Annotated in this window: 20 protein-coding genes; 7 read left to right on the forward strand and 13 right to left on the reverse strand. The window is 67.1% G+C overall.

Annotated elements, in window-relative coordinates:
* The first annotated feature begins 334 nt into the window (after window positions 1–334).
* Together EAH68_RS13130 and EAH68_RS13135 are read left to right on the forward strand one after the other, a co-directional pair.
* Entirely contained in the window at window positions 335–1591 is a 1257-nt protein-coding gene (locus EAH68_RS13130) for a TsoY family (seleno)protein (RefSeq protein ID WP_126121798.1), read from the forward strand.
* Window positions 1592–1681: 90 nt separating this feature from the next.
* A complete protein-coding gene (locus EAH68_RS13135; RefSeq protein ID WP_126121799.1) occupies window positions 1682–2026 on the forward strand; it encodes a cupin domain-containing protein in 345 nt (114 codons plus the stop codon).
* A gap of 2 nt (window positions 2027–2028) precedes the next feature.
* Here the strand turns inward: EAH68_RS13135 and EAH68_RS13140 are convergent, their stop codons facing one another.
* A complete protein-coding gene (locus EAH68_RS13140) occupies window positions 2029–2541 on the reverse strand; it encodes a hypothetical protein (RefSeq protein ID WP_126121800.1) in 513 nt (170 codons plus the stop codon).
* 100 nt (window positions 2542–2641) lie between these two features.
* Here EAH68_RS13140 and EAH68_RS13145 point away from each other — a divergent pair, with 100 nt between their 5' ends.
* Window positions 2642–3622, forward strand: coding sequence for a winged helix DNA-binding domain-containing protein (locus EAH68_RS13145; RefSeq protein WP_126121801.1), 981 nt, complete (start codon window positions 2642–2644; stop codon window positions 3620–3622).
* Here EAH68_RS13145 and EAH68_RS13150 read toward each other — a convergent pair.
* Complete coding sequence (locus EAH68_RS13150) at window positions 3582–3998, reverse strand: hypothetical protein (protein ID WP_126121802.1); 417 nt, start codon at window positions 3996–3998, stop codon at window positions 3582–3584. The two genes, EAH68_RS13145 and EAH68_RS13150, sit on opposite strands and share 41 nt — an antisense overlap.
* A 237-nt stretch (window positions 3999–4235) precedes the next feature.
* The gene (paaZ, locus tag EAH68_RS13155; protein WP_126121803.1) at window positions 4236–6320 is read right to left on the reverse strand and encodes a phenylacetic acid degradation bifunctional protein PaaZ; all 2085 of its coding nucleotides are present in this window, start codon (window positions 6318–6320) and stop codon (window positions 4236–4238) included.
* Window positions 6321–6400: 80 nt separating this feature from the next.
* On the opposite strand from paaZ, the gene EAH68_RS13160 reads away from it, so the two are divergent.
* Window positions 6401–6823: a PaaI family thioesterase gene (locus EAH68_RS13160; protein ID WP_126121804.1), complete on the forward strand. Its 423-nt coding sequence runs from the start codon at window positions 6401–6403 to the stop codon at window positions 6821–6823.
* On the opposite strand, the gene EAH68_RS13165 is transcribed toward EAH68_RS13160, so the two are convergent.
* The 10 genes from EAH68_RS13165 to paaI form a co-directional block, all read right to left on the reverse strand.
* Window positions 6814–7650: a 3-hydroxyacyl-CoA dehydrogenase family protein gene (locus EAH68_RS13165; RefSeq protein ID WP_126121805.1), complete on the reverse strand. Its 837-nt coding sequence runs from the start codon at window positions 7648–7650 to the stop codon at window positions 6814–6816. The two genes, EAH68_RS13160 and EAH68_RS13165, sit on opposite strands and share 10 nt — an antisense overlap.
* A 13-nt stretch (window positions 7651–7663) precedes the next feature.
* The gene (locus EAH68_RS13170; protein WP_126121806.1) at window positions 7664–8422 is read right to left on the reverse strand and encodes an enoyl-CoA hydratase/isomerase family protein; all 759 of its coding nucleotides are present in this window, start codon (window positions 8420–8422) and stop codon (window positions 7664–7666) included.
* A gap of 4 nt (window positions 8423–8426) precedes the next feature.
* Window positions 8427–9626 carry a thiolase family protein gene (locus EAH68_RS13175; RefSeq protein ID WP_126121807.1) on the reverse strand — a complete coding sequence of 400 codons (1200 nt, stop codon included), beginning with the start codon at window positions 9624–9626 and terminating at the stop codon, window positions 8427–8429.
* Between the two features lie 32 nt (window positions 9627–9658).
* Window positions 9659–10429: an enoyl-CoA hydratase/isomerase family protein gene (locus EAH68_RS13180; RefSeq protein ID WP_126121808.1), complete on the reverse strand. Its 771-nt coding sequence runs from the start codon at window positions 10427–10429 to the stop codon at window positions 9659–9661.
* Window positions 10430–10443: 14 nt separating this feature from the next.
* Window positions 10444–11604 carry a 1,2-phenylacetyl-CoA epoxidase subunit PaaE gene (paaE, locus tag EAH68_RS13185; protein ID WP_126121843.1) on the reverse strand — a complete coding sequence of 387 codons (1161 nt, stop codon included), beginning with the start codon at window positions 11602–11604 and terminating at the stop codon, window positions 10444–10446.
* 11 nt (window positions 11605–11615) lie between these two features.
* Window positions 11616–12143: a 1,2-phenylacetyl-CoA epoxidase subunit PaaD gene (gene paaD / locus EAH68_RS13190; RefSeq protein WP_126121809.1), complete on the reverse strand. Its 528-nt coding sequence runs from the start codon at window positions 12141–12143 to the stop codon at window positions 11616–11618.
* Window positions 12144–12175: 32 nt separating this feature from the next.
* On the reverse strand, window positions 12176–13012 hold the full coding sequence (gene paaC / locus EAH68_RS13195; RefSeq protein WP_126121810.1) for a 1,2-phenylacetyl-CoA epoxidase subunit PaaC: 837 nt from the start codon (window positions 13010–13012) through the stop codon (window positions 12176–12178).
* A complete protein-coding gene (paaB, locus tag EAH68_RS13200; protein ID WP_126121811.1) occupies window positions 13009–13299 on the reverse strand; it encodes a 1,2-phenylacetyl-CoA epoxidase subunit PaaB in 291 nt (96 codons plus the stop codon). Before paaB ends, paaC begins: the two co-directional genes overlap by 4 nt.
* Before the next feature lie 38 nt (window positions 13300–13337).
* Window positions 13338–14312 carry a 1,2-phenylacetyl-CoA epoxidase subunit PaaA gene (gene paaA / locus EAH68_RS13205; RefSeq protein ID WP_126121812.1) on the reverse strand — a complete coding sequence of 325 codons (975 nt, stop codon included), beginning with the start codon at window positions 14310–14312 and terminating at the stop codon, window positions 13338–13340.
* Window positions 14313–14435: 123 nt separating this feature from the next.
* Window positions 14436–14867 (reverse strand): hydroxyphenylacetyl-CoA thioesterase PaaI, encoded by a 432-nt coding sequence (gene paaI, locus EAH68_RS13210; protein ID WP_126121813.1) that lies wholly within the window; start codon window positions 14865–14867, stop codon window positions 14436–14438.
* A gap of 175 nt (window positions 14868–15042) precedes the next feature.
* On the opposite strand from paaI, the gene EAH68_RS13215 reads away from it, so the two are divergent.
* The 3 genes from EAH68_RS13215 to EAH68_RS13225 all read left to right on the forward strand — a co-directional run bounded on the left by EAH68_RS13215 (window position 15043) and on the right by EAH68_RS13225 (window position 18601).
* Window positions 15043–15678: a TetR/AcrR family transcriptional regulator gene (locus EAH68_RS13215; RefSeq protein WP_126121814.1), complete on the forward strand. Its 636-nt coding sequence runs from the start codon at window positions 15043–15045 to the stop codon at window positions 15676–15678.
* 226 nt (window positions 15679–15904) lie between these two features.
* The gene (locus EAH68_RS13220; protein WP_126121815.1) at window positions 15905–17212 is read left to right on the forward strand and encodes an AMP-binding protein; all 1308 of its coding nucleotides are present in this window, start codon (window positions 15905–15907) and stop codon (window positions 17210–17212) included.
* 51 nt (window positions 17213–17263) lie between these two features.
* Window positions 17264–18601 (forward strand): MFS transporter, encoded by a 1338-nt coding sequence (locus tag EAH68_RS13225; RefSeq protein WP_126121816.1) that lies wholly within the window; start codon window positions 17264–17266, stop codon window positions 18599–18601.
* Window positions 18602–18675: the final 74 nt, after the last annotated feature.

An 18675-nucleotide genomic window follows, 5' to 3' on the forward strand; every position in this document is an offset into this window, starting at 1 on the left:
CGTGGTCTTCTTCACCCCGCCACGCACTCCAAAACCGGAAGAGCCAGTTTCTTGTCGGTCATGTCCTTGATAATTGTCAGCATGATGTTCCCGAGTTCTCGAATTGGAGTTCGATCATGCTCAACATAACATGCGCCCCCGACATGAACTTCTTGGAATCATATCTGCAGTTCAGGCCGAAATTGCGTGCGCAGCTGCGCATGTGCGGCCCGCTTCTCCGGCGACCGCAAAATTGCCCCCGGGGGTATGTTGGCACAAACACTCCGGGCGAACTTGCTAGCCTGTGTTTCGCATATACCCCCCAGGGTATGCAAGACCTCTGAAAGGTGCTCACGTGATCCGCAACCTCGGCGAGAAGTACTCGCCCCTCTATTTCCTCGCCGCCCTCGGCTTCGGCGGCATGTCCGTCTTCTTCTTCATGGCCTTCATGCACATCACCCCGCATCCGGAGACCCCCATGCCGACCTTTGAATCCATCACCGCGGCCTACGCGGATGGTGACGGATTCATGCGGGCAGTCATCGTCATCGGCTACGTCGGCATGATCGCCGCCCTGATCATGCACCTCACCCTGCTGGCGTGGAACTTCCGGGAATTCGGCCTCTTCCGCCGGGCCGATGCCTACCGGACCCTGAAGTCCACCAACGCCGAGGTCACCCTCATGGCCATCCCGCTGACGCTGGGCATGACCATCAACGGTGCCTTCGTCGCCTCCCTGGCGCTGATTCCGGGGCTGTGGGGCATCATCCAGTCCCTCATGCCCTTCGCGCTGCTGGCCTACGGCACCGTCGGCCTCGTCGCCCTGGTCATCATGACCAACTACCTGCGCCGTATCATCGCTGGCGGCTTCAGCTTCGAGGCCAACGGTGGCCTCAACCAGCTCATCGCGGCCTTCGCCTTCTCCATGGTCGCCGTCGGCTTCGCCGCCCCCGCGGCCATGGGCACCGACAGCCTGGTTGTCCTCACCGGTGTCTGGGGTTCCATCCTCTTCGGCATCATCTCGCTTATTCTCTTCGGCATCTTCCTCGTCGCCGGCATCCTGAGCATCATGCGCTACGGACTGGCCCTGCCGAACTCCGCCACCCTGTGGCTCGCGGTCCCGGTCCTCACCCTCTGGGCCATCACCGTCCTGCGTGACCGCCACGGCATGCAGACGCTCATCGACGCCGGCCCCGCCGGCCCGCAGGACCACCCCGGCTCCTCGGTCGGCCTGATGCTGTTCCTGTCCTTCATCATCCTCACCCAGGTCGCCTTCCTGGGTCTCGGCTTCGTCGTCATGCGCGCCAACGGCTTCTTCCGCAAGTTCGTCCTGGGCCGTGAGGTCACCTCCCCCGTCGCCTTCACCCTGGTCTGCCCGGGCGTCGGCCTGGCTGTCCTGTCGATGTTCTTCATCAATGTCGGCCTGATCCAGAACGGGCTCGTCGAGAAGTTCTCCGCCACCTACTACGGGCTGCTGCTCGTCCCGGCCGCCATCGCCGCCGCCACCCTGTGGCTCGCGGTCACACTCTTCCGCAATCAGTTGTCCACCGCCAGCCGCTTCGGGCGGGAACAGGCCGCGGCCGCCCGCGAGGGTGCCTTGGCCGAGGTCTGAGCCCCCGCTTATCGACGCCCCGCAAGTGACGCGTGTCACTGCAGTTCCGGGTAGCCTGGGGTCAGCCACGAACGAACAAGGGAGGACACCATGTCCATCGTCGATGATAAGGCCCGTCAGCTGCTCGAGGAGGCCTGCGCCTCGGAACACGGGCGCGCAGCGAAGATGCTGGTCAATGACGGACCGCTGCGCCAGACCGTCATCGCCATGCGGGAGGGCACGATGCTGCAGGAACATAATTCCCCGCCGGCGGCCTCGATCTTCCTCTTCAGCGGACAGGTGACCGTGAAGGGGCAGGCGGAGGAGACCATCGGCGAGGGGCAGCTGGTGACGCTGACCCACCAGCGCCACTCCGTTTCCGCGATCAAGAACTCCGTCTTTCTGCTGACCACCGTCACCAATGTGGAGGGTCAGGGCTCCCACGACGGGGAGTAGACCTACCCCTGCTCATCCTCCGGTTCGCAGAGGGACACCTGGCTGATGAGTTCCTCCGGTGCCCCCGTGGCCCGGAGTTTTTCCTCGTCGTAGCAGGGGTACTGCGTGAACACATCACGACCGTCATGCGGATGGCTCAGCCACCGCCCGTCCCGGTAGCGGAAGACCAGGACATGGTCGGTCTGGGCCTGCCCTGCCCGCGCCCAGGCGCCGTCGCAGAACAGCACCACGGGGCTGGTGAATTCATCGAGGAAGAAAGCCGGCTCACAGCCGCCGAACCGGTCTGGCATGGTCGGCGGGGTCACCTGGGTTGTGGTGGTGACCAGGGTGGGGGAGTTCGTGTCCGTGGCGGGGGTGGCGGTGGTCGTCGTCGGTGTTGTGATCCCGGGCGTCACTGTCATTGTCTCGGTCACCGTTCCCGCAGCCGAGTCGCCGTCAGCGGCGCAGGCGCCGAGGAACAGGGCGGCTCCGAGGGTGAGCAGGACGGTCAGCGGCCGGGGGTGGTGGAGGATCACGGTGGACTCCCTGGATTGGCGGTGATGTACATCACTCAATCTACTCGTCCGGTCGGCTGGCGGCGGGGGAAGCCGGCGGCGATCAGTCATACTGGGGGCCATGACCACACTGTCAGAGCTGCGTGCCCGGAGGATCATCGCCCAGGGGCTGGTGGGGGCGTCGAGAAGCGCGGTCGAGGCTGCCCGCTGGATGCTGGCGCTGCAGGGGCAGACATATCCGGCCGGGATCCGTGCGCTGGCGCTGCGCGGCCCGGGTGACGACGTCGCCGTTCTCGCCGCCGTCGACCGCCTCGAGGTCGTGCGAGCCTGGCCACAGCGGGGGACGCTGCACTTTCTGGCCGCGGAGGACGCGCGTTGGCTCATGCGCCTGTGCAACCCCCGGGTGGCGCGCGCCCAGGCGGGCAGGCGGCCCGGGCTGGGGTTGACCGAAGAGGATGTGGCGGTCGCCCGCCAAGCCTTCCATGCTGAACTCCTGGCCCGGGGAGCGCAGGATCCGCTGCCGCGGCCGCAGGCCTACGAGGTTTTTGCGGCGGCCGGGATTGATCCGGGGGACAACCGGGGCCCGCACCTGCTGCGCGCCTTCGGCGGTGAGGGCGATGTGGTGCAGGGGCCCAGGATCGGGGCGGTGGAGACCTTCGTGCACGTGGACAACCTCCCGGTGCCCCAGCGTGAACTGGTCGGGGAGGAGGCCCTGGCGGAACTGGGTACCCGCTACCTGCACTCCCACGGTCCGGCCTCCGTGAAGGATCTCGTCTGGTGGGCGGGCCTGACCGTCACGCAGGCGAAGAAGGCGGTGGCGCTGGCCCGGGATGTCGTGCCGCTGACTGTCGACGGCGAGGAGTACTGGATGGGGCAGTGGCAGGGGGACCTCACTGCGCAGGAGCTGCAGGAGGTTCTGGCGGCGACCTTCGAGCTGCCCGCCTTCGACGAGATCCTCCTCGGCTACGGCGATAAATCCCTCATCCTGACCGACGAACTGCGCCCGCAGGTGCTGACCAGGAACGGGCTGAGCTGGCCCTTCCTGATGGCGGAGGGTGTGGTTACAGGGCCGGTGAATCGCAGAGCAGGGTCTGCCCGATGAGCGCCTCAGGCGCACCATCGGCACGCAGGGCCGCCTCGTTGTGGCAGGGGTAGTTGGAGGGCCAGCTGTTTCCGTCGGCCTGGCGTATCTGCCATCCACCGTCCCGGAACTGGAAGAGCAGGATCGCATCGGTCTGCTGTTGGCCGGCCTCGGCCCAGGCGCCGTCGCAGAAGAGCACCACGGGTGCGTCGAAGACATCGAGGAAGGCCGACTCCTCGCAGCTGCCGGCGATGACGGTCGTCGTGGTGTTCGCCGCGGGTACGACGCTGAGGACCGCGGGGTCGGTGCTCGTCGGGGAGGCGGAGTCTGTGCTGGCGGCGCAACCGCTCAGGAGTAGGGCGGCGCTGATGACGATGGCGGTTCGAATGGGGACCATAGGACGCTCCTGGGGTGCCGGTATTGTGGTCCCAATTATAGTTGATGCGTTATGTGATTATCGGTTTATTGTGCAGGGGCGGAGTGGTCCCGGTGGCGGCGCCCCTGGAGACTGTCACAGTTGTGCCCATGTCCGGAAGAATATGAGATTAATGGGATAGCTGATCTGGCAATCGGCAGAAAGACAACGCGCCGGGAAGAGCAGCAGCTGCTCTTCCCGGCGCGTTGTCAGGACGGACTACTTGTTCCAGTTGGCGTAGGTGGTGTCCACCTTCTCCACGAGGGTGAGCACGTCATAGGAGGCGACGAGCTCGTCGTTCTGGTTGAACAGGGCGGCGTCCCAGCAGACCTCGCCGTAGTCGTCGGTGACGCGCGGGGTGATGCGCTTGGCGGTCAACTCGATGCGCACGGAGTCGTCGTAGGTGACCGGGGTGATGAAGCGCAGGTTCTCCAGGCCGTAGTTGGCCAGGACCGGGCCCGGGGCGGGCTCGACGAACAGTCCGGCGGCCCAGGAGACCAGCAGGTAACCGTGGGCGACGCGACGCGGGAAGAAGGGGTTGGCGGTGGCGGCCTCCTCGTCGACGTGGGCGTAGAAGGTGTCGCCGGTTTCCTCCGCGAAGGCGAGGATCTCCTCGAGGGAGACGTGGCGCAGCTCGGAGGCGAACTGATCGCCGATGCGCAGGGTGGCCAGGTCCTTTCGGAAGGGGTGGGTGGCGGTGCCGGCGTCGACGTCCGCGCGGGTGACCTTGTTGACCTTCGCGCCACGGACCCATTCGCCGGTGATGGCGGTGAGGTGCTCCGGGCTGCCCTGGATGGCGGTGCGCTGCATGTAGTGTTTGACGCCGCGGATGCCGCCGAGCTCCTCGCCGCCGCCGGCGCGTCCCGGGCCGCCGTGGACGAGGTGGGGGAGCGGGGAGCCGTGGCCGGTGGAGGTCTTCGCGTCGTCGCGGTCGAGGAAGTGCAGGCGGCCGTGGAACGCACCGATGTTGTGGGCGTAGGTGGCGGCGAGCTCGGGGGAGTGGGTGATCACGGAGGCGACCAGGGAGCCCCTGCCCCGCTCGGCGAGGCGGAGGGCGTCGGCGGTGTCGGTGTAGCCGATGATGGACACGACCGGACCGAATGCCTCGACGTCGTGGACGGCGTCGGTGTCGGCGTCGGCGAAGGTGAGGATGGTGGGGGCGAAGAAGGCGCCGTCCAGCTGGTCCGGGCCGCCGGTGACCAGCTGTCCACCGGCGGCGATGAGCTTCTCGACGGCCGCGGCGACGTCATCACGCTGTTCCTGGGAGACCAGGGGGCCCATGGTGGCGTCCGGGTCGCGCGGGTCACCGGGGACGATCTTCGCGTTGAGGCGCTCGGTCAGGGCGGTGGCGACGGTGTCGATGAGCGGGGTGGGGACGATGGCGCGGCGGATGGCGGTGCACTTCTGTCCGGCCTTGGAGGTCATCTCCACGAACAGGGCCTTGATGTAGGCCTCGAACTCGGGGGAGTCGACGGTGACGTCCTCGCCGAGGATCGCGGCGTTGAGGGAATCAGCCTCCGCGGTGAAACGCACGCCGTTGACCTGGACGTTCTCGTGGGAACGCAGGGTGGCGGCGGTGGCGGCGGAACCGGTGAAGGCGACGTGGTCACGGTGGTCGAGGTGGTCGAGCAGGTCCCGGGCGGAACCGGAGATCAGCTGGATGGAGCCCTCCGGGAGGATGCCGGACTCGACCATGAGGCGCACGCAGGCGGCGGTGACGTAGCCGGTGGGGGTCGCCGGCTTCACCAGGGTGGGCATACCCGCGATGAAGGAGGGGGCGAACTTCTCCAGCATGCCCCAGACGGGGAAGTTGAAGGCGTTGATCTGCACCGCCACGCCCGGCAGGGTGGTGTAGATGTGGGTGCCCAGGAAGCTGTTGTCCCGGGAGAGGACCTCGGTGGGGCCGTCGACGATGATGTGGCCGTTGGGCAGTTCGCGACGTCCCTTGGAGGAGAAGGTGAACAGGGTGGAGATGCCGCCGTCGATGTCGACGCCGTTGTCGCGGCGGTTTGCGCCGGTGCGGTAGGCCAGCTCGTAGAGCTCGTCCTTGTGCTCACCGAGGTAGAGGGCGAGCTCCTTGAGCTTGAGGGAGCGCTCGTGGATGGTCAGGTCGCGGAGGTTGCGCTGGCCGGTGGTGCGGGCGTGGTCGATGGCGCCGGCCAGGTCGAGGCCGTCGGTGGAGACGGTGGCGACGATCTCTCCGGTGGAGGCATCGGCGACCTCGGTGACGCGGGAGGGGTTCTGGGGTGTGACCCAGGTGCCGGAGAGGTAGCTGGGGACGAGGGTGTCGGTGAGAGTGGGCATCGTGGGGGAGCCTTCCTGAGATAATTAGTGACCGAACGAACGGTCAGTATTTCTGGCCAGTATAATCAAAATCACATTTCATGCCACCCCCTGAAGGAGAAACTGTGGAGCCCTGGACGATCGAACTCGGAGAACTGGACCGGAAAATGGGGGTTGAGGTGCTCGAACAGTCCCCGGAACGGGTGGTGGCGACCATGCCGGTCGACGGGAACCGCCAGTCACTGGGACTCCTGCACGGCGGAGCCATGGTGGCCATCGCCGAGGCGGTGGGCTCATGGGCGGCGGTCATCCACGCCTCGACCATGGGGAAGGTCGCCGTCGGCGTGGACATCAACGCCACCCACCACGTCTCCGGGCTATCGGGCCTGGTCACCGCCACCGCCACGGCCATCCGGCTCGGACGGACGCTGACCAGTCACGAGGTGGTGCTCACGGATGAGGAGGGCCGCAGGCTGTGCACGGCGCGGATCACCAACGCGATCGTGGACAAGCGTCAGGCGTAGCTGTAGAAACCCTTGCCGGACTTCCGGCCCAGCTCACCGCGCGCGACCATGTCGCGCATGAGCTGCGGGGGAGCGAAATTCTGCCCGAGGGTGGACTCGAGGTACTCGGCGATGCCCAGGCGCACGTCCAGGCCGACGATGTCGGTCAGTGCCAGCGGACCAACCGGGAATTTGTAGCCCAGCACCATGGCGTTGTCGATGTCCTCCGGGCTGGCCACCCCCTCCTCGACCATGCGGATCGCCTCCAGGGCGATGACCACACCGAGGCGGGAGGAAGCGAAACCAGGGGCGTCCTTGACCACGATCGGGGTCTTGCCCAGACCCTCCACCCAGCCACGGGCCTCCCCGACGAGGGCCTCCGGGGTGGAGTCCGCGACGACGATCTCCACCAGCTTCGAGGCCGGCACCGGGTTGAAGAAGTGCAGGCCGATGACGTCATTGTCCACGGTGACGGCCAGGTCAGAGACCGACAGGGAGGACGTGTTGGTCGCGATGACGGCCGCCGGGGCGTGCTCCGCGATCTTCCGGAAGGAGGAGACCTTCAGCTCCATCGACTCCGGCACAGCCTCCACCACCAACGGCAGGCCGGCGAAGGCGGCGGCGTCGGTGGTGACGGTCAGACGCGCCAGCCATTCCTCGGCCGTGCCCGTCGCGCCGCGTTTGAGGGATCCTGCGACGTCGTTGGCGATGCGCTCACGGGCGGCGGCCACGGCCTCGTCGTTGACGTCGACAACCGTCACCTCCGCTCCGGCGGCGAGGAAGGAGTGGGCGATTCCGGCGCCCATGCGGCCACCGCCGAGGACACCGACTTTCTGGGGGATGTTCATGGTGGGAAGCTCCTTAGTTCTTCTTGCGGTCGAGGAAGGCCTGCATGCGGTCGAACTTGGCGTCCGATTCGAAGAGGATGGCCTGCGCGATGTTGTCGACGGCCGGGTGGGCCGCCGCCGGCATCGCCATGACCTGCTTGCTGATACGCACCGCCAGAGGATCAAGCGCGGCGATGCGGTCGGCGTAAGCATGTGCGGCATCGAGAAGCTCAGCGGGTTCCGCGAGCTCGGTGACCAGGTGCACGTCATGGGCCTCGGTGCCGTTGAGGATGCGGCCGGCCAGGAGGATCTCCTTGGCGATCGCCTCCCCGACCAGCGCCTTGATGCGCCACAGCCCACCGGCGGCGGCGATGATGCCGAGGTTGGCCTCCGGCTGCCCGAATTTCGCGCCGGGGGTGGCGATACGGAAGTCCGCGGCCAGCGCGAGTTCCAGACCACCACCGAGGGCGTAGCCGTCCACCGCGGCGATGACCGGCATCGGCAGCTGGGAGATGCGGTGGAAGATGGTGTTGTTGATACCGCGCAACGCGTCCTCGCGGCGGCGTTCCCGCAGCTGCGCGATGTCCGCGCCCGAGGCGAAGATGCCCTTCCCGCCGGCCTCGCAGCCAGTGATGATGAGGATCTTCGGCTCACGTTCGAGGTGGGCGCACACGGCGTGCAGCTCCTCCACCATCTGGTCGTCGATGGCGTTGCGCACCTCCGGGCGGGTCAGTTCCACCAGCAGGCGGTCCCCGGCATCGGTGACGGTCAGTGCCTGAAAATCAGGGGACATGGCTTCAGACCCTCTCGATCGCGATGGCGGAACCCTGGCCGACACCGATGCACAGGGTGGCGATGCCGCGCTGGCCGCCCTCCTGCTCCAGCCGGTTCAGCAGGGTGATGGTGATGCGGGAACCGGAGGAACCCAGCGGATGCCCCAGGGCGATCGCCCCGCCCCACGCATTGACCTTCGTGGGATCCAGATCCAGCTGGCGGATACACGCCAGCGACTGGGTGGCGAAGGCCTCGTTGAGCTCGACGGCATCAACACCGCCGATGTTCCAGCCCGCCCGCTGCAGCACCTTCTGCGTCGCCGGAACCGGGCCCAGGCCCATGACCTCGGGAGCCAGGCCGGCGTTGGCGTTGGCGACGACCTTCGCCCGGGCCTTCAGCCCGTACTTCTCGACGGCCGCCTCCGACACCACGAGGATCGCCGAGGCACCGTCATTGAGCGAGGAGGAGTTGCCCGCCGTGACCACCTCGCCGCCGGCCACAACCGGCCGCAGCTTCGCCAGCACCTCCGTGGTGGTGCCCGCCCGCGGGCCCTCATCGGTGTCGACGACCGTGACGTTGCCCTTCCGGTCGGTGATCTCCACGGGGACGATCTCCGGGGTGAAGTTGCCGGCCTCGATGGCGGCCGCGGCACGGCGCTGGGACTCGGCGGCGAAGGCGTCGGCGTCGGCACGCGAGACACCGCACACCCGGGCGACCTCCTCCGCGGTCTCCGGCATGGAGAACGTCGTCTTCTCCTGCGCGGCAAAGACCGGGTTGACGAAACGCCAGCCGATGGAGGTGTCGAAGACCTCACCCGGACGGGCGAAGGCCGAGGCCGGCTTCTCCATCACCCACGGCGCCCGCGACATGGACTCAACACCACCGGCCACGACGATATCGGCCTGGCCGGATTCGACCATCGCGGTGGCCAGGGCGATCGCGGACATACCCGAGGCACACAGGCGGTTGACGGTGATACCCGGCACGGTGTCCGCGTAGCCGGCCAGCAGCCACGCCAGCCGGGCGACGTTGCGGTTCTCCTCGCCCGCACCGTTGGCGTTGCCGAGGATCACCTCGTCCACGGCCTCCGGGTCGATGCCGGCATCCTCGATGACCGCCCTGATCGTCAGTGCGGCGAGATCATCGGGTCGGACGGATGAGAGTGCGCCGCCGTAACGGCCGACCGGGGTACGCCGGCCCGATACCAGGTACGCAGTGGTCACTGGCTGCTCCTTAAATCTGTTGGGGGTGTGGGTCAGCTGCCCTGGAAGACAGGGACACGCTTCTCGTTGAATGCGGCGAAGCCCTCCGCGTAGTCCCGGCTCGAGCACAGCTCGCCCTGGGCGATGTTCTCCTCCGTGACGGACTCCCACAGGCCACGGCGGTTATCGCGGATGTCCTGGACCAGGGCCCGGCTGGTGAGGAAGGCACGGGTCGCCCCGAGGGCGGCGCGCCGGGCCTTCTCGCGGCTGAAGTCCAGCAGTTCCCCGGCGGGCAGGGCACGGGAGAACAGTCCCGCCTGCACCGCTTCAGCGCCGCTGATCATGTCGCCGGTGACGATGAGGTCCATCGTCCGGTGGGCGCCCAGCCGCTCGACGAACAGGGAGTGCCCGCCGGAGTCGAGGGTGGCCCCCAGGTTGGCGAAGGGGGAACCGAAGGTGGCGTCCTCGGCGACGTAGACGATGTCGGTGGCGATGGCCAGGCCCAGGCCCACACCCAGGCACACGCCGTGGACGGCGGCGAAGGTGGGGGCGGGGAAGCTGCTCATCTGGCGCAGCACCGGGGTGACCTTGTTTGCCAGGTAGTCGGTGGCGTCATCCTCGGCCGGGTCGAGGCCCTTGATGTTGCGGCCGGCGGAGAAACCCCGCCCCTCGCCGCGCAGCAGGAGGGCGCGCACGCCCCGCTCCGCTGCCTCGGTGTAGGCGTCGGAGAGTTCCTGCAGGTCGGCCTCAGTGAGGGAGTTCATGGCCCGCGGGTTGTTGAGCACAACCTCGGCGACGTTGTCCCCGATGTGGAGATCAATCATGGGTGGTGCTCCTCTCAGGCGTCGTAGTCCACGGTGATGGAGTCACCGGTGGCGCGGGTCTGGCAGGTGAGCACGTAACCGGCGGCGACCTCATCGGCCTCCAGGGCGTAGTTCTCATCCATCTCGTAGTCACCTTCGACGACCTTGGCGCGGCAGGTGCCGCACACGCCGCCGGCGCAGGCGAAGGGGACGTCCGGGCGGGCACGCAGGGCGGCGTTGAGGATGGTCTCCTTCGCGGACTGCGGGGACTCGATGGAACCGGACAGGCCGTCCAGCTGGAAGGAGACGGTGATGTTCCTGCCCGCCGGATCCGCCACGACCGGGCGGCCGGTGTTGCCCTGCTGCGGGCCATCAGAGGGTTTGCCCGTGGAGAAGAGTTCGAAACGGACGTTGTCGCTGTCGACGCCACGTCCGGAGAGCTCGTCGCGCACCAGCTGGACCATCTCGAAGGGGCCGCACAGGAACCACTCGTCGGTGTCGCCGGTGCGGATGACCTTGTCCAGGAGCAGGGCGAGCTTCTCGTCATCGATGCGTCCGGAGAACAGCGGGTTGACGCGCTGCTCCCGGGAGAGGACATGGTGGACGGCGAAGCGGGTGGGGTACTTGTCCTTGAGGTCGCCGATCTCCTCGGCGAACATCACATCCGAGCCGCCCTTGTTGGCGTAGACGATCTCGAAGGTCGCCTTCGGCAGGGAGGCCAGCAGCGTCTGGGCGATGGACATGATCGGGGTGATGCCGGAGCCGGCGGCGATGGCCACCAGGTGGGGGGCGTCGCCACCCTCGGCGAAGCCCTTGTCGATCAGGGCCTGCGCGTCATTGAGGGAGGTGACATTCACCCGGGAGGTGAATGCGCCCTGCGGGTTCATCACGTCGATGACGGTGCCGGGGCTCAGCTCATCGTTGGCCCAGGTGGAGAAGACACCGCCGAGGTCGCGCTTGATGGCCACACGGATGACACCGGGGCGGGGGATGTCGCAGATGGAGTAGGAGCGGCGCACCTCCTGGCCGTTGATGTCGGCACGCAGTGCGACGTACTGGCCCGGGACGTAGTCGTAGTCCGCGCGCAGTTCCTCGGGGACCTCGAAGCTGACCTCGACGGCGTTGTCGGTCAGACGACGGACCTCGGAGACCTGCAGGGAGTTGAACCTGGCCTTTTTCTTGGTGGGGGCAGTCATGGAAGCAGTCATCAGTGCACCTTGAAGTAGTCGAAGGGCTCGAGGCACTCCTCGCAGGAGTACAGCGCCTTGCAGGATGTCGAGCCGAATTGGGCGATGTTTCGGGTCCGGGTCGAGCCGCAGCGCGGGCACGCCACCGGCGGTGGGGGAGCAAGAGTCAGGGGGATGGGACCCGGGCGGGTCGGGGTGGAGGAGTGCGTCGGCGGGGCGATACCGTACTCCCGCAGCTGGTCGCGGCCGAGTTCGGTGATCCAGTCGGTGGTCCACGCCGGCTGCAGCACCAGGTCGACGCGGGAGTCCGCGTAACCGGCGGCGGACAGCGCCTCCTTCACCTCCCGGGTGATGTGGTCCATCGCCGGGCATCCGGAGTAGGTCGGGGTGATCGTCACCACCGCGGTGCCGTCGATGAGGGCGGCGTCGCGAAGAATCCCCAGGTCAGCGATGGAGATGACGGGGATCTCCGGGTCGGGGACGGTGGCCGCGGTGTCCCAGACCGACGCAGCTTCAGCGTCGGCGGGGCGCAGAGGGTGGGTGTTCACTGAGGTGACCTCCTTCGGATGGGGCGGGACAGTTACCAGGTGGCGCCGGGATGCTTGCGGGCGAAGGACTGCATCTCGGCGAGGATGTAACCGCGCTGCTCGGAGAACTGACCCGTGCGCCGGCCGGACATGGCCTGCGGGGAATCCGGGATCTCCAGGCCGGCGGTCTCAAGGACGTGCGCGATGCGCTCATCGAACTCGGCACGCAGGCTGGAGGGCAGGACCGCGACACCTTCGGCGGCGAGGCGGGTGTGGATATCCAGGTCCTCGAACAGCTCATCCAGGTAGGGCCACACGTAGAACAGGCCCTCGCTCATGCGGTGCCTCGACTCCTCGGTGCCCAGGCCCAGGCGCAGGGTCCACTGGTTGGCGTGGTCGACGTGGTACTCGATCTCCTTGACGGCCTTCGCGGCGATCGCCGCTAGCGTGCTGTCAGTGGAATCCAGCAGGGCCGTGTACAGGCCGAGCATGTAGTAGGAGGCCAGCAGCTGGCGGGCGATGGTCTGGCCGAAGTCACCGTTCTCGTACTCCATGAGGCGGGCGGAGGCGAACTCCTCCTCCTCGCGGAAGTAGGCCAGGTCATCCTCGGTCTTTCCCCAGGCGGTACCGGCGTAGGAGTAGAGGAAACGGGTGTGGCCGATCAGGTCGAGGGCGATGTTGGCGAGGGCGATGTCCTCCTCCATCTCCGGGGCGCGGGAGATCCACCAGCTCAGGCGCTGGCCGAGCATGAGGGCGTCATCGCCGAGCATGGCGGCGTAGGTGGCGACGTCCTCGGTGGCCTTCGCATCGGACTGGAGGATGTCCTCGGCGGTGAGGGAATCACCCTGGGTCTGGCGGGTCGCGGAATCGACGGTGGCGAAGCTGCTCACAGGTGCGGCACCCCTTCAGACTTCTCGTAGTAGGTGGCGTGGCGGTAGTTCTTGCCGGAGGCCGACTCGAAGAACCCGCCCTTGGAGTCCGGGTCGGAGGAGGTGAGGGCCTCGCTGGGAACGACCCAGACGGAGGTGCCCTCGTTGCGGCGGGTGTACAGGTCGCGGGCGTTGCGCAGGGCCAGGGTGGCGTCCGGCGCGTGGAGAGAGCCGGCGTGGACATGGGACAGGCCACGGGAGGATCGGACGAAGACCTCCCACATCGGCCAGTGCTGCTGCTGGGACATCGTGTGTTTCTCCTTGGTTTCTGGTGGGTGCCGGTTGATCAGGCGACGAGACGGGAATCGGCGGACTGGTATTTCTCGGCGTAGGCGGCGGCGGCCTCACGGACCCAGGCACCGTCGTTGAAGGCCTGACGGCGACGCTGCATGCGCTGCGTGTTGCACGGGCCCTGCCCCTTGACCACGGCCTTGAACTCGCTCCAGTCCAGCTCGCCGAAGTCGTAGTGGCCGCGCTCCTCGTTCCACTTCAGGTCCGGGTCCTCGAAGTGGAGGCCGAGCGCCTCCGCCTGGGGGACGATCATGTCGACGAAGCGCTGGCGCAGCTCGTCGTTGGAGAAGCGCTTGATGTTCCAGGCCATCGACTGCTGCGAGTTGGGGGAGTCATCGTCCGGCGGGCCGAACATCTGCAGCGCCGGGCCGTAGAAGCGGTTGATCGACTCCTGGGCCATCTGCTTCTGCGCCGGGGTGCCGTTGGCCAGTTCGTAGAGGATCTCCCAGCCCTGGCGCTGGTGGAAGGACTCCTCCTTGCAGATGCGCACCATGGCCCGGCCGTAGGGGGCGTAGGAGGCGCGGCACAGCGGCACCTGGTTGGCGATGGCGGCACCGTCGACGAGCCAGCCGATGGCCCCGATGTCCGCCCAGGTGCGCGCCGGGTAGTTGAAGATCGAGGAGTACTTGGCGCGACCGTCGAGAAGCTGCTCGACGAGTTCATCGCGGCCGGTGCCCAGGGTCTCGGCGGCGGAGTAGAGGTACAGACCGTGGCCCGCCTCATCCTGGACCTTCGCCATGAGGATGGCCTTGCGCTTCAGGGAAGGGGCGCGGGTGATCCAGTTCGCCTCCGGCTGCATGCCGATGATCTCGGAGTGGGCGTGCTGGGAGACCTGGCGGGTCAGCGTCCGGCGGTAGGCGGCCGGCATCCAGTCCGTGGGCTCAATGCGGGAGTCCGCGGCGATGAGGCGGTCGAAGTTCTCCTGCCCGGCCACATCGGCGGGGGAGAGTTGGTCGGTCACTGTGGTCATCGGTGATCCTTCGCTCGGGTGAAGTTCGATAACTGGTTCATCGGCATTTAATAACCGATCGTTCGGTCAGTATATGGGGGAAGTGTGATCCATGTCAATGGCGCGGGTCACGTCCACCGTTTTCTAGATGGAGCGGATTGTCCGGGAGGTGCCGCGGAATTCCGCGATGACCTGGCCGTTCACGGTGAGTGTGACGTCGGTGATGCCGTTGCGTCCCCAGGTCCGGCGCTCCACGGCGTGGCCCTCCACGACATCCCCCTCGCGGGCCGGGGCGATGTAGTGGATGCTCACCTGTGCGGCGACGGCGATGCTCCCGGAGGCGTTGCAGGCGCCGGCGAACAGGGAGTCGGCGAACATGAACAGGTAGCCGCCCTGGGCGGTGCCGTGACCGTTGCACATCTCCGGACGGATGGTGAAGTGGCCGCGGACGCCGTCTTCGCCGATGTCGGTGATGGTCATGCCGATGCCCTGGGAGGCGCGGTCGTTCTCGAACATGGTCCGGACGTGCTCGTGGTCGGTGCTCTCGGCGACGCCGGGGGCGAGGATCTGGGTCATGGGGAGGCTCCTGGGGCTCTGGGGTGAATTACCGTCCGTTCGGTCGGTATTGTGGGGTCAGTGTACGTGATCCCAGTCACCCCGTCACGGGGACGGTTGAGACAATGGGATGATGTGGTGGCCGCCGGCCGCCTTAGTCCTGATGTGCCGTACCCCTGATTCAAGGAGACCGACCATGCCTTCTGGCACCGCCCCCACCACCACGAGTAACCGGGGTCGCCCCGGTTACGCCCGCGAGGATGTCATCCGCATCGCCGTCGAGGAGTTCAATGCGCGCGGCTATGAGGCGACCTCGATGGGTGTCCTCGCCGAACGTCTGGGGCTGAGCAAGTCCGCGATCTACCACCACATCACCTCCAAGGAGGAGATCCTCGTGGAGGCCACCGACAGGGCGCTCGCCGAGCTGAGTGGGGTGGTGGACCACGCCCTTGCGGAGACCGATGAACCGGTCGGGCAGCTGCGGCTGCTCATCGCCGGCACCACCCGGGTGCTGTGCGAGTATCCCGCCTACGTCCGCCTGCTACTGCGCCTGCGGGGCAATACCGAGGTGGAGCTGGGGATCATGGCCCGGCGCCGGGTGATCACCCGTACGCTCATCGATGTCGTCGATCGGGCCCGTGCGGAGGGTTCCCTGCGGACCGACCTTGATTCGGGGGTCGTGGGCCGACTCATCTTCGGCATGATCAACTCGATTGTGGAGTGGTATCAGCCGGACGGAAAGTACTCCCCGGAGGACCTGGCGGCCCTGACGCCGCAGATGATCTTCGACGGAATTGTTCGCGACGGTAGCGCTTCCGGGGGTGCCGGATAGCGGGCGTGGGCTGGGGTGGGGCCCTGGTCCGGGGGTGGGGCCCGGGGTCTGATTGTGGGCTGTGCCAGGAATCTCGCCGGAATGTGTTGCGCACAACACCATCGCCCCTGTAACCTCTGTCACATACTTCCTGACCGATTGGTCGGTTAGTAAATGGTATTCACAAACCTGCCAACCACGGTCCCGGTTCCGCACACCGGTCTGACCGTAGGAAAGGACCGCAACCGTGGCTTCCGCGCTTGACATCGTCTCCACTCTCAACGGCCCGCAGACCGGGATCGAGTACGCCTCCCGTGACGAGATCACCGCGCTCCAGACCGAGCGCATGAAGAACACCCTGCGTCACGCGTACTACAACGTCCCGCACTACAAGAAGGCCTTCGAGGAGAAGGGAGTGCACCCGGACGACTTCCGGGAGCTCAAGGACCTCACCCTCTTCCCGTTCACAGACAAGTCCATCCTCCGTGCGAACTACCCCTTCGGCATGTTCGCCGTGCCGAGGGAGCAGATCTCCCGCATCCACGCCTCCTCCGGCACCACCGGCCAGCCCACCGTCGTCGGTTACACCCGCAACGACATCGAGACCTGGGCGACGCTGGTCGCCCGCTCGCTGCATGCCGGGGGCGTCCGCCCCGGCGACCGCGTCCAGGTGACCTTCGGTTACGGCCTGTTCACCGGCGGCCTGGGACTGCACTACGGCGTGGAGAAGCTCGGCGCGACCGTCATCCCGACCTCCGGTGGCCAGACCGACCGCCAGCTGCAGGTCATGCGGGACTTCCAGCCCGACGCGATCGTGGGCACCCCCTCCTACATGCTCAACGTCCTCGACCGCATGCGCGCCGAGGGCATGGACCCCCGCGACACACCCATGCGCGTCGGCATCTTCGGCGCCGAGCCGTGGACCGAGGGCATGCGCCAGGACCTCGAGCAGGGCTTCGGCCTCGACGCCACCGACATCTACGGCCTCTCCGAGGTCATGGGCCCCGGCGTCGCGCAGGAATGCGTCGAGACCAAGGACGGCCTGACCCTCTGGGAGGACCACTTCTACCCCGAGATCCTCGACCCGGTCACCCTGGAGCCGGTGCCGGACGGCGAGGTCGGCGAACTGGTCATCACCCCGATGACCAAGGAGGCCTTCCCGGTCATCCGCTACCGCACCCACGACCTCACCCGCCTGCTGCCGGGCACCGCCCGCTCCATGCGCCGCCTCGACCGCATCAGCGCCCGCAACGACGACATGATCATCCTCCGCGGCGTGAACTGCTTCCCCTCCCAGTTCGAGGAGCTCATCGTCGAGGACAAGAACCTGCGCCCCCGCTACCAGTGCGTCCTGTCCAAGCGCGGCCGCATGGACCACCTCACCCTCGTGGTCGAGCACGCCCCGGGCCGCACCGCCGACGAGATCGCGCACTCCCAGCTGCTGCTGCGCAAGGCCGTCAAGGACCGCATCGGCGTCTCCGTCGACGTGGACATCCGTGACCAGGTCGACAGCGGTGAAGGCAAGGCAAAGCGGATCGTCGACCTCCGCAACTGATCTTCGTTCCCTCTCTCCACCTCACCTTTCCCCCACAGAAAGTCCACCGAGATGACCAACGACACCCTGGCCACCAGCAGCGCCGTACCCTCGACGGATCCGTCACCGATCACGCCTGAGCACCGCCGGGTCCTGGCCGGTGCCATGGTCGGCACCACCATCGAGTGGTTCGACTTCTTCATCTACGCCCAGGCTGCGGCGCTGATCTTCGCCACCCAGTACTTCAACCCCGCCTCCAGCGAATCACCGACCCTCGCGCAGATCGTGGCGTGGGCCTCCCTGGGTATCTCCTTCCTCTTCCGTCCGCTGGGTGCCGTCATCGCCGGTCATCTGGGTGACCGCCTCGGCCGGAAACCGGTCCTTGTGATCACCCTGCTCGGCATGGGTGGTGCCACCGTGGCCATGGGTCTGCTGCCCAACTACGCGGCCATCGGTCTCGCGGCACCGATCATCCTGGTGCTCCTGCGCATCCTGCAGGGCCTGTCCGCCGGTGGTGAGTGGGGCGGCGCCGCTCTCCTGGCCGTCGAGCACGCCCCCACCAACCGACGTGGCTTCTTCGGAGCCTTCCCGCAGGTCGGTGTCCCCGCCGGCATGCTGCTGGCCACCCTGTTCATGCTCGTGCTCTCCGCGGCACTGACCACCGAACAGTTCAACGCCTGGGGCTGGCGTGTCCCCTTCGTCTCCTCCCTGGTCCTGATCATCGTCGGCTTCTGGATTCGCCGACTCGTCGAAGAGTCCCCGGTCTTCTCGGAGCTCGAAAACCTGAAGAAGAAGTCCTCCGCGCCCCTGTCCCTGCTGTTCAAGAGTTACTGGAAGCTGGTCCTCCTCGCGGCCCTCATCTTCGCCGGCGTCAACGCCGCGGGCTACCTGGCCATCGCCTACTTCGTCTCCTACGGCACCCAGGTCGTCGGGCACGACCGCACCACCGTCCTGGCCATCACCTCGCTCGGTGCCATCGCCTGGATCGTCTCCACCCTGGTCTTCGGCGCGCTGTCAGACACGATCGGCCGTAAGCAGACCTTCGCGGTGGGTTACGTCGGTTCCATCCTGTGGGCCATCCCCACCTGGCTGCTCATCGACTCCGGCGACGCCTTCCTCTTCGCCATCGCCGTCGTGATCCTGGGTGTGCTCCTCGGCGCCACCTATGGTCCGCAGTCCGCGCTCTACGCCGAGATGTTCCCGGCGCAGGTTCGACTGTCGGGTGTCTCCATCGGCTATGCCATCGGTTCCGTCATCGGCGGCGCCTTCGCCCCCATGATCGCGGCCCTGCTTCTCGACGCCACCGGCACCTCCCTGTCCATCGGTATCTACATCGCGGCGATCTCGGTCATCTCCCTGATCGCGGTGCTTAACGTCCCCAAGGGAATCCAGGGCAGGTCCCTGCACTGACCTGCCCCAGATCGAAGCCGCGCCCTCCTCAGGGGCGCGGCTTCGGTTTTTATTTCCGCAGCTCATAGGGTGAA

The organism is Corynebacterium hylobatis (assembly GCF_003955685.1).
In the GTDB taxonomy this organism is placed as follows: domain Bacteria; phylum Actinomycetota; class Actinomycetes; order Mycobacteriales; family Mycobacteriaceae; genus Corynebacterium; species Corynebacterium hylobatis.

Excerpts from the sequence above, each read along its gene's own strand:
- EAH68_RS13145 (WP_126121801.1), top strand. The coding sequence starts at position 2,642 with ATGACCACACTGTCAGAGCTGCGTGCCCGGAGGATCATCGCCCAGGGG.
- paaA (WP_126121812.1), bottom strand. The coding sequence starts at position 14,312 with ATGACCACAGTGACCGACCAACTCTCCCCCGCCGATGTGGCCGGGCAG.
- paaZ (WP_126121803.1), bottom strand. The coding sequence starts at position 6,320 with ATGCCCACTCTCACCGACACCCTCGTCCCCAGCTACCTCTCCGGCACC.
- EAH68_RS13150 (WP_126121802.1), bottom strand. The coding sequence starts at position 3,998 with ATGGTCCCCATTCGAACCGCCATCGTCATCAGCGCCGCCCTACTCCTG.
- EAH68_RS13180 (WP_126121808.1), bottom strand. The coding sequence starts at position 10,429 with ATGATTGATCTCCACATCGGGGACAACGTCGCCGAGGTTGTGCTCAAC.
- EAH68_RS13215 (WP_126121814.1), top strand. The coding sequence starts at position 15,043 with ATGCCTTCTGGCACCGCCCCCACCACCACGAGTAACCGGGGTCGCCCC.
- EAH68_RS13170 (WP_126121806.1), bottom strand. The coding sequence starts at position 8,422 with ATGTCCCCTGATTTTCAGGCACTGACCGTCACCGATGCCGGGGACCGC.
- paaB (WP_126121811.1), bottom strand. The coding sequence starts at position 13,299 with ATGTCCCAGCAGCAGCACTGGCCGATGTGGGAGGTCTTCGTCCGATCC.
- EAH68_RS13160 (WP_126121804.1), top strand. The coding sequence starts at position 6,401 with ATGCCACCCCCTGAAGGAGAAACTGTGGAGCCCTGGACGATCGAACTC.
- paaI (WP_126121813.1), bottom strand. The coding sequence starts at position 14,867 with ATGACCCAGATCCTCGCCCCCGGCGTCGCCGAGAGCACCGACCACGAG.
- EAH68_RS13165 (WP_126121805.1), bottom strand. The coding sequence starts at position 7,650 with ATGAACATCCCCCAGAAAGTCGGTGTCCTCGGCGGTGGCCGCATGGGC.
- EAH68_RS13135 (WP_126121799.1), top strand. The coding sequence starts at position 1,682 with ATGTCCATCGTCGATGATAAGGCCCGTCAGCTGCTCGAGGAGGCCTGC.
- paaE (WP_126121843.1), bottom strand. The coding sequence starts at position 11,604 with ATGACTGCCCCCACCAAGAAAAAGGCCAGGTTCAACTCCCTGCAGGTC.
- EAH68_RS13225 (WP_126121816.1), top strand. The coding sequence starts at position 17,264 with ATGACCAACGACACCCTGGCCACCAGCAGCGCCGTACCCTCGACGGAT.